General features: G+C 60.0%; 8 protein-coding genes. 3 read left to right on the top strand and 5 right to left on the bottom strand.

The features are described from left to right. Positions 1 to 320: 320 nt before the first annotated feature. From rluB to arfB, 3 genes are all read left to right on the top strand, one after another. Entirely contained in the window at positions 321 to 1,574 is a 1,254-nt protein-coding gene (rluB, locus tag KGB24_RS29200) for a 23S rRNA pseudouridine(2605) synthase RluB (RefSeq protein WP_008030465.1), read from the top strand. A gap of 855 nt (positions 1,575 to 2,429) precedes the next feature. Continuing rightward, entirely contained in the window at positions 2,430 to 3,842 is a 1,413-nt protein-coding gene (locus KGB24_RS29195; protein ID WP_223416453.1) for an amino acid permease, read from the top strand. A gap of 228 nt (positions 3,843 to 4,070) precedes the next feature. After that, on the top strand, positions 4,071 to 4,484 hold the full coding sequence (arfB, locus tag KGB24_RS29190) for an alternative ribosome rescue aminoacyl-tRNA hydrolase ArfB (protein ID WP_003222786.1): 414 nt from the start codon (positions 4,071 to 4,073) through the stop codon (positions 4,482 to 4,484). On the opposite strand, the gene KGB24_RS29185 is transcribed toward arfB, so the two are convergent. The 5 genes from KGB24_RS29185 to KGB24_RS29170 all read right to left on the bottom strand — a co-directional run bounded on the left by KGB24_RS29185 (position 4,481) and on the right by KGB24_RS29170 (position 7,998). Continuing rightward, positions 4,481 to 5,680, bottom strand: a complete 1,200-nt coding sequence (locus tag KGB24_RS29185) for an MFS transporter (RefSeq protein WP_192226000.1) — start codon at positions 5,678 to 5,680, stop codon at positions 4,481 to 4,483. The two genes, arfB and KGB24_RS29185, sit on opposite strands and share 4 nt — an antisense overlap. A gap of 104 nt (positions 5,681 to 5,784) precedes the next feature. Continuing rightward, positions 5,785 to 5,967 carry a hypothetical protein gene (locus KGB24_RS29180; RefSeq protein WP_008030471.1) on the bottom strand — a complete coding sequence of 61 codons (183 nt, stop codon included), beginning with the start codon at positions 5,965 to 5,967 and terminating at the stop codon, positions 5,785 to 5,787. 77 nt (positions 5,968 to 6,044) lie between these two features. After that, complete coding sequence (locus tag KGB24_RS29250) at positions 6,045 to 6,176, bottom strand: hypothetical protein (RefSeq protein ID WP_008030474.1); 132 nt, start codon at positions 6,174 to 6,176, stop codon at positions 6,045 to 6,047. A gap of 272 nt (positions 6,177 to 6,448) precedes the next feature. Continuing rightward, on the bottom strand, positions 6,449 to 7,642 hold the full coding sequence (locus KGB24_RS29175) for an amino acid aminotransferase (protein ID WP_223416454.1): 1,194 nt from the start codon (positions 7,640 to 7,642) through the stop codon (positions 6,449 to 6,451). Further along, the gene (locus KGB24_RS29170; RefSeq protein ID WP_008030478.1) at positions 7,642 to 7,998 is read right to left on the bottom strand and encodes a 4a-hydroxytetrahydrobiopterin dehydratase; all 357 of its coding nucleotides are present in this window, start codon (positions 7,996 to 7,998) and stop codon (positions 7,642 to 7,644) included. The genes KGB24_RS29175 and KGB24_RS29170 overlap by 1 nt, the downstream gene beginning before the upstream one ends. Positions 7,999 to 8,022: the final 24 nt, after the last annotated feature.

Genomic DNA, 8,022 nt, shown 5'->3' with positions numbered 1-8,022 from the left:
GGTTCAGTCAATAAATGTATTGGCTGACCCACCGCCATCGCCAGCAAGCCGGCTCCTACAAGGTTGCGTTGGAAAGCCCCCTGCATCAGCGTCTGCCCAGTCCTCACCGAAGCGGCGCTGCGTCTGATCAAACTCGGTACCACCGGTCGGCGGAAATCCGGGTAACTGGCCATTCATCAGCTAGTCTCTGATGCGCAAACGCCGACATGAGCGTATGATTCGCGACCCTTCGGCGATCCCTTCGCCCGAGTACAAGCTTTCAACGCTTCAGGACGCTCAATTCAGAGCCGCCTGAACAGACCACACCGGGAGGTGCCCAGATGAGTATCAACGACCAGAAAGACGACCAGGAAATCGGCCCAGCAGGCGAGAAACTGCAGAAAGTCCTCGCCCGTATCGGCGTCGGCTCGCGCCGTGACGTAGAAGCCTGGATCAGCCACGGCCGCATCAAGGTCAACGGCAAAGACGCCACCCTCGGGCAGCGCGTCGACATGCACGACGCCATCACCATCGATGGCAAGGTGATCAAGCGCGAAGAAGCCGCCGAGTCGGTACGCCGCGTGATCATGTACAACAAGCCCGACGGTGAAATCTGCACCCGCCTTGACCCGGAAGGCCGCCCAACCGTTTTCGACAAGATGCCACGGCCCAAAGAAGGTCGCTGGATCAACATCGGCCGTCTGGACATCAACACCACCGGCCTGCTGATGTTCACCACCGACGGTGAACTGGCCAACCGCCTGATGCACCCTTCCTACGAAATGGACCGTGAATACGCGGTACGTGTGCGTGGCGAAGTCGATGACGAGATGATCGAGCGTCTGAAGGCAGGCGTCGTCCTTGAAGACGGCCCGGCCAAGTTCACCGACATCAAGCAAGCGCCAGGTGGCGAAGGTTTCAACCACTGGTACCACTGCGTGGTGATGGAAGGTCGCAACCGCGAAGTTCGTCGTCTGTGGGAATCCCAGGGCCTGGTGGTCAGCCGTCTGAAGCGCGTGCGTTTCGGTCCGGTGTTCCTCAACTCCGACCTGCCGATGGGTCGCTGGCGCGAAATGAGCCAGTACGAAGTCGACATTCTGAGTGCGGAAGTGGGTCTGACGCCTGTGGCCATGCCGCAGATGAATGCCAAGAGCAAAGACAAGCTCGACCGTATGCAGCGTAAATCGTCGCGTCCGATGGGCAAGACCGAGCGCGTGCGTTCGTTGCGTCCTGCCATCGGTAACCAGTCCGCTGCTACACCGCGCGATACCCGTGAACCGCATATCGAAGGCGAGCGTCCAGCCCGCAAGCCAGCAGCGCCACGCGCCGACGGCGAGCGTGGTCCACGCACGCCGCGTCCGGCCAACGGTCGCACTGAACGTGGCGAAGGCCGCGGTGCACCTGCGGGTCGTGGTGAGTCAGGTCGCGGTACGCCAGTGGCGGATCGTCCATCGGACACCAAGCGCCCGGCCAAGCCAGCGCCAAAACGTCCGGGGATCAAGCTGGTCGAGGGTGACAAACCATCGGGCAAGCGCCGCGGCGCGCCAGCCGGTTCGGGCCAGCGTCCGGGCTTCGGTCGTCGCAAGCCTGAGTAAGGGCTGAGCGGCAGATGAAAAACGCCAACCTTCGGGTTGGCGTTTTTTTTGGCCTGACTTTGGCTCTGTGTCGTTGTTGAGGACCTCATCGCGAGCAGGCTCGCTCCCACAGGGGGGGGGCGAGTACTTTCCGAAACATGCGATCAAATGTGGGAGCGAGCCTGCTCGCGAAGGGGCCTGTCGCAGCGCTGCACTATCCATGTTGGAGTGTCGGCGTTACGGCATGTAACGAAAAATTGACGAAGCCCACTGATTGGCCAAATGAAATCGTCGCCACCTGAGCACTGTAAGAAAATACTTACACCCACAACACGCCCGAACGCTTTCCCATCCTCTAGCCCGCTTGTTTCAGGGGCTCCAGAAGGGTGTCATGCGCCCCATGCCTGTCGTGCAGGTGCATAACAAAAAGGAGGCGCAATGTACGCCGTGACTCATCTCCATCTCTCCCCGTGGGGCGGTTTTCCTATCGCTCACGCCGACGATCCGCAAAGGTCTGACTCTCTTTTTGCAGCCGCCCGAAACCCTCGGGGCGGACACAGGCAATCCCGGCAACCGACGCGCTGATCCAGCGGTGTCTGGCAGCAGGGGGTTAGCGGTGTACAATGCGCCGCGTTTTACCTGTGACCTCCTGCGCACCTGCGCAAACCTCAAGGCTATCCGCCTTGTTCACTCCGCCGCGTCACGAGCGTGTCGGGTTCGATTTCGTCACAGATAAAAACAAACAGGTGACGCATGACCGTTGTAAATACGCTGAACTCCTGGTGCCTGCGCTGGGGTTTGATCGGCGCTGCTTAAAGTCGCAACCGAGCAGCAACGTCTATTGAACATCATCAAACCTTGCGTGAGACCCTTTTCATGAGTGGACAAAACTCGCATTCAGGCGAGCTGAAACGCGGCCTGAAGAATCGTCATATTCAACTGATCGCCCTCGGTGGCGCGATTGGTACCGGCCTGTTCCTCGGCTCGGCCGGTGTACTGAAATCCGCTGGCCCGTCGATGATCCTCGGCTACGCCATCTGCGGCTTCATTGCCTTCATGATCATGCGCCAGCTCGGCGAAATGATCGTCGAAGAGCCGGTGGCCGGTTCCTTCAGCCACTTCGCGCACAAATACTGGGGCGGTTTCGCCGGTTTCCTGTCGGGCTGGAACTGCTGGATCCTGTACATTCTGGTGGGCATGTCGGAGCTGACCGCCGTCGGCAAATACATCCACTACTGGGCACCGGAGATCCCGACCTGGGTCTCGGCAGCCGGGTTCTTCGTGCTGATCAACCTCATTAACCTGGCCAACGTCAAAGTCTTTGGTGAGGCGGAGTTCTGGTTCGCGATCATCAAGGTTGTAGCGATCGTCGGCATGATTGCCCTGGGCAGCTATCTGCTGGTCAGCGGGCACGGCGGACCGGAAGCGTCGGTGACCAACCTGTGGTCCCACGGTGGTTTCTTCCCGAACGGCGTCAGTGGTCTGGTGATGGCCATGGCGATCATCATGTTCAGCTTCGGCGGCCTGGAAATGCTCGGCTTCACCGCAGCAGAAGCGGACAAACCGAAAACCGTGATCCCGAAAGCGATCAACCAGGTGATCTACCGGATCCTGATTTTCTACATCGGCGCACTGGTCATCCTGCTGTCGCTGACGCCATGGGACAGCCTGCTGGCGACCCTGAACGCCTCCGGCGATTCCTACAGCGGCAGCCCGTTCGTGCAAGTGTTCTCGATGCTCGGCAGCAACACCGCCGCGCACATCCTCAACTTCGTGGTGCTGACCGCGGCGTTGTCGGTGTACAACAGCGGCACCTACTGCAACAGCCGCATGCTGCTGGGCATGGCCGAGCAGGGCGATGCGCCGAAAGCCCTGGCGAAGATCGACAAGCGCGGCGTGCCGGTGCGTTCGATCCTCGCTTCGGCGGCGGTGACGCTGATCGCGGTGCTGTTGAACTACCTGATCCCGCAAAATGCGCTGGAACTGTTGATGTCGCTGGTGGTGGCCACGTTGGTGATCAACTGGGCGATGATCAGCTATTCGCACTTCAAGTTCCGCCAGCACATGAACAAGACCAAGCAGACGCCGCTGTTCAAGGCCCTGTGGTATCCGTACGGAAACTACATCTGCCTGGCGTTCGTGGTGTTCATCCTTGGCGTGATGCTGTTGATCCCGGGCATTCAGGTTTCGGTGTACGCGATTCCGGTGTGGGTCGTGTTCATGTGGATTTGCTACGGCATCAAGAACAAGCGCAGTGCTCAACAAACGTTGCAGGCTGCAGTGAAATAACGCAGCGCGCAGACACAACAAACCCGGCCATGTGCCGGGTTTTTTGTTTTCAGGGTTTACACAAATCCCCTGTGGGAGTGAGCCTGCTCGCGATTGCGGTGTGTCAGATTACGCAGATGTTGACTGACACGCCCTCATCGCGAGCAGGCTCGCTCCTACAGTGGAACATGGGCGTGTAGAAGACCTCATTCGCGGTATCCTGCGCACTCTGAATACGGACGCTTTTCCATGCTGGTGATTTCCAACAACGTGCATCTGCCGGATGCCGAGATCGAATTGACGGCCATCCGCGCCCAGGGCGCCGGTGGGCAGAACGTCAACAAGGTCTCCAGTGCCGTGCACCTGCGCTTCGACATTCCGGCCTCGTCCTTGCCCGAGTTCTACAAGGAGCGGCTGCTGGCGCTGCGTGACAGTCGCATCACCAGCGACGGTGTGTTGATCATCAAGGCCCAGCAATACCGCACGCAGGAGGCCAATCGCGCCGATGCGCTGGAGCGGCTGACCGAGTTGATCCTCAGCGCCACCAAGGTCGAAAAGAAACGCCGTCCGACCAAGCCGACCCTCGGCTCGAAGAAGCGTCGGCTCGAATCCAAGACCAAGCGCGGCAGCATCAAGGCCGGGCGCGGCAAGGTCGATTTCTAGCGGGCGTCTCGCTCTTCACGATACTTGGGCGCTTGCCTGTACAGGTAAACGCTCAGTGCCAAACCGCTCAAAGCGGCGATTGCAGCGAACAGGAAGATCGAAGCAAAACCAAATCCGGCGGCAATCGCGCCCGCCAATGGTCCGGTAATCCCCAGCGACAAATCGATGAACAGCGAATACGCGCCAACCGCAGCGCCACGGCTGGACGCTGGCACCAGATTGACCGCTTCCACGCCCAGCGCCGGGAACACCAGGGAAAAACCGAAACCGCTCAGCGCCGCGCCGGCCAAGGCCCAATGAGCATCCGGTGCCAGCCACAGCAGCAACAACCCCAGGGTTTCCACCGACAGACAGGCAATCGCCACGCGAAAACCACCGAGGCGGTTGATCAGGTTGCCGAACAACAGCCGCGCGCCGATGAAGCTTGCGCCAAACAGGCTCAGGCACAACACCGCGTTGTCCCAGTGTTGCGTGGCGTAATACAAGGTGATGAAGGTGGCGATGGTGCCGAAGCCGATCGAACCCAGCGCCAGGCCGCAACCGTGCGGCAGCACTCGACCGAGCACATGCATGAACGGCAATCGTTCCCCGGCCACGATGGGCGCGGCGGTTTTCGGCCAGGCCAGCGCCAGGCCCAGCACGGCCAGCAACACGATGCTCACGCCCATGCTCCACAAGCCCAGCTGACTGACCAGCAACACGCCAAGCGGTGCGCCGACGGCCAGTGCGCCATAACTGGCGATGCCGTTCCACGAGATTACTTTGGCGGTGTTCGCCGCGCCGACCCGGCCGATGCCCCAGCCGATCGAGCCCGAGCCCACCAGGCTTTCCGCGCTGCCGAGCACCAGGCGTCCGATCAGCAGGCTGATCAGGCTCAGCATCGGCAGGCTTTGGGTCCAGGCCGAAATCAGCATGAATACGCCGCTCAGACCGCAACCGGCGAGGCCATACATGACCGCCAGTTTGCTGCCCTTGTTATCAATGATTTTCCCGGCGTATGGACGGCTGAGCAGGGTGGCCAGGTATTGCACGCTGATCACCAGGCCGGCGACTACGGCACCGAAACCCAGATCGCTGTGGACGTAGCCGGGCAACACGGCCAGAGGAATGCCGATGTTGAGGTAGCCGATAAAAGTGAACAGGACGATGGAAACGACTTGCAGCGTGACCGCCAGGGGGCGCTGGTTTTCAGACATGGGTAAAGGTCCACGGGAAAGCAGGATAGATAGGCTGCTTATGATAGCGGCGCGAGAGGCCGCGGGGCGTGGAAAAGTAAAACTATTTGCCGGGTGGGGGCGAATCAGGGTTTGGCGGGGGCAACCAATTGTGTTGTGACCAGGGCGGCCAGGGCATTTTCTTCGCTGCCGAAACGGGCGAGCAATGCCGCTTGTTTCTCGGGGGACAGGCGATTCCAGATCTCGATCATCTTCTCGGCGGTGCCGATCAGAACGCTGGCCTGGGTCTCGCTAAAGTCATCGGTCATGGTGTGCAACTCAAGGGTTCAGGCGGTGTGGAAAGCGCATGTTAGCGCTTTCCACACGGTCTGGCATTGCAGGTGTTTCAGTCTTCGCTGTCGGCCTGGCGGCGTTCAGTGGCTTCTTTCGGCTCGGGCTGTTGGGCGCCGGCTTGCTGCGTGGGTGTCTGCTCAGTTTCGTGCAGGCTTGGGAAGGGGAGATTAGGGATCTCGTGCATGTTTCGCGCTCCTCGCAAAGTCTGTTGATAGATCTGGTAGATCCGCGCTTTTACAAAGCCTGGGCAGGATACAGCAGGAGAAATGACAATCAGACTTTTATATCCAATTGTTACGACGGATGGGCTTGTCTAGACAGGTGTGGAAGAGGGCGCGCCGCAAAACAAATGTGGGAGCGAGCCTGCTCGCGATGGTGTGTCAGTCAAAACAGCTTCGTCTGATACACCATCGCGAGCAGGCTTGCTCCCACAAGGGAACTACAGAGTTCTTGAGATTACTTGCAAACTTTCGCGATGGCTTCGGCCAGCAGATCAAGACGCGTCGCATCAATCCCCGCCACGTTCGCCCGGCCGGTACCGACCATGTAAACGCTGTGATGATCACGCAACTGTTTAACCTGGTCAGGCGTCAATCCGGTGTAGGAAAACATCCCGCGTTGCACACCAATGTGCGCAAAGCGCTCGCGCAAACCATGGGGCTCCAGCGCCTCGACCAGGCCGCTGCGCAGTTGGGCGATACGCAAGCGCATGGCTTCCACTTCGTCGGCCCAGAGGCTTTTCAGCTCCGGGTCGCCGAGGATCGTTGCCACCACGGCAGCACCGTGATCCGGTGGAGTCGACCACAAGTTACGGGCGATATTGGCCAGTTGGCTGCGGATATCCACCAGTTTGTCAGCCGTCTTCGCGCAGACAATCAACGCTCCCGTGCGGTCGCGGTACAGGCCGAAGTTCTTCGAGCAGGAGCTGGTGATCAACACTTCCGGCAGTTCGGCAGCGAACAACCGGGTTGACCACGCATCCTGCTCCAGTCCGTCGCCGAAACCCTGATAGGCGAAGTCGATCAGCGGTACCAGATTGCGACTGCGCACCACTTCCAGCACCCGGCGCCAGTCGTCATGGGACAGATCGAAACCGGTCGGGTTGTGGCAGCAAGCGTGCAGCAAAACCACATCGCCCTCAGGGGCTTCGTTGAGTGCTGCCAGCATCGCTTCAACATCGAGGCGGTTGTCGCTGCCAACATAAGGGTAGTGATTAACCTTGACCCCGGCCGTGGCGAAAATGGTTTCGTGAATCGGCCAGGTCGGGTTGCTCAACCACACGCCACGGCCCGGCAGGCACTGGGCGATGAAGTCCGCGCTCAAGCGCAGCGCACCAGTGCCGCCCGGCGTCTGGGTGACACCGGCCCGCTGTTCGGCGATCAACACAGAATCGGTGCCGAGCACCAACTTGTTGATGGCTTTGCCGAACGCCGGTTCGCCGTGACCGCCGATGTAGGTCTTGGTGGTCTGGCGATCCACCAGGCGCTGCTCCGCAATCTTCACGGCCTGGGGAATCGGCGTCAGGCCAAAGGCATCTTTATAGACGCCCACACCAAGGTCGAATTTGCGCGGGTTGGGGTCCTGCGCATAGGCCTCCATCAGGCCGAGAATCGGGTCGCCGGGTACTCGACCTATGGCGTCGAAATGCATTATTTGCGGCCCTCGGCGTCCTTGGCCACTTCGTCAGTGCGCGCGGCCATGATGAAATCGTTGCGGTGCAGGCCTTTGATGGAGTGGCTCCACCAGGTCACGGTGACTTTGCCCCATTCGGTCAGCAGGCCCGGGTGGTGACCTTCAGCCTCGGAGATTTCACCGACGGCGTTGGTGAACGCCAGCGCGTGCTTGAAGTTCTTGAACAGGAAAACCTTTTCCAGCTGCATGACGCTGTCGCGGACTTCGATGTTCCAGTCCGGGATCTGCTTGATCAGTACCGGCAGCTCTTCGTCGCTGACCTGAGGGGCGTCGGCGCGGCAGGCTTCGCAATGGGCTTGGTTCAATGTGGACATGATGTGTTCCTGAATTCGAATGAT

The sequence above is a fragment of the Pseudomonas sp. BF-RE-25 genome (genome assembly GCF_019956105.1).
Lineage (GTDB): Bacteria > Pseudomonadota > Gammaproteobacteria > Pseudomonadales > Pseudomonadaceae > Aquipseudomonas > Aquipseudomonas migulae.
The sequence above is the reverse complement of the archived record's forward strand: the minus strand, read 5'-3'. Positions and strand labels throughout refer to the sequence as shown.

What these genes read in the sequence shown, in the direction of transcription:
- rluB (WP_008030465.1), top strand. Translation starts at nt 321, where the DNA reads ATGAGTATCAACGACCAGAAAGACGACCAGGAAATCGGCCCAGCAGGC.
- KGB24_RS29195 (WP_223416453.1), top strand. Translation starts at nt 2,430, where the DNA reads ATGAGTGGACAAAACTCGCATTCAGGCGAGCTGAAACGCGGCCTGAAG.
- arfB (WP_003222786.1), top strand. Translation starts at nt 4,071, where the DNA reads ATGCTGGTGATTTCCAACAACGTGCATCTGCCGGATGCCGAGATCGAA.
- KGB24_RS29185 (WP_192226000.1), bottom strand. Translation starts at nt 5,680, where the DNA reads ATGTCTGAAAACCAGCGCCCCCTGGCGGTCACGCTGCAAGTCGTTTCC.
- KGB24_RS29180 (WP_008030471.1), bottom strand. Translation starts at nt 5,967, where the DNA reads ATGACCGATGACTTTAGCGAGACCCAGGCCAGCGTTCTGATCGGCACC.
- KGB24_RS29250 (WP_008030474.1), bottom strand. Translation starts at nt 6,176, where the DNA reads ATGCACGAGATCCCTAATCTCCCCTTCCCAAGCCTGCACGAAACTGAG.
- KGB24_RS29175 (WP_223416454.1), bottom strand. Translation starts at nt 7,642, where the DNA reads ATGCATTTCGACGCCATAGGTCGAGTACCCGGCGACCCGATTCTCGGC.
- KGB24_RS29170 (WP_008030478.1), bottom strand. Translation starts at nt 7,998, where the DNA reads ATGTCCACATTGAACCAAGCCCATTGCGAAGCCTGCCGCGCCGACGCC.